This window comes from Vibrio sp. 2033, assembly GCF_033339735.1.
Map to the genome: position 1 here is coordinate 1 of NZ_JAWOVC010000306.1, position 736 is coordinate 736.

Sequence of the window (736 nt, forward strand, 5' to 3'; positions counted from 1 at the left end):
AAGCGGTCGCGCTAGCAAAACAAAATTCAGAGAATCGAGTTTTCCTAGAATCTGATGCCAAAGCACCGAACGGCAAAATTCCTTACTACCCTGAGTTTGGTCAAGATTTGGATCAAGACGGTTCATCTGAACAGCACATTCGCTTAGGTTCGCGCGTTGAAGGTTTACAGGGCGTAGTGAATTACAGCTACAACGAATACCGTCTGATCGCGACGAACGATGTAAACAACACTAACTTTGTGGCAACGGGTGATGGTTTTGATGTAGAGCGTAAAGCGGCGCCAGCTATCGCAGAGTCGGATTTACGCGTTGCAAGCTTTAACGTGCTTAACTACTTCACTTCGGTTGCAGACAGCGGAAACAACAACCCGACAGGCCAAAACCGTGGCGCGACGAATCACGATGAGTTCTTGATCCAACAAGCGAAGATCGTGTCTGCGATGAACAAGATGGATGCTGACATCATTGGTTTGATGGAAGTGGAGAATAACGGCTTCGGTGATGGCAGTGCTGTGCAAAACTTGGTGGATGCATTGAATGCAGAAATCGATGACGCAGACGATCATTACACTTACGTTGAAATCGCAGATAAAGACAAGTACCAAGAAGAGTACTTCGGAAGCGATGCGATCATGGTTGCTATCTTGTACCGCGCGAAAGTGGTCACGCCAAAAGAAGCGGCGAAAGTGATCTTCACGCCAGAGCAGCACATTGCCGAAAACACCATTACTCGTAA

Annotated in this window: 1 pseudogene; it reads left to right on the top strand. The window is 47.4% G+C overall.

The features are described 5' to 3' along the window. Positions 1–736, top strand: a pseudogene (locus tag R7P74_RS26260) (ExeM/NucH family extracellular endonuclease); the annotation flags it as partial.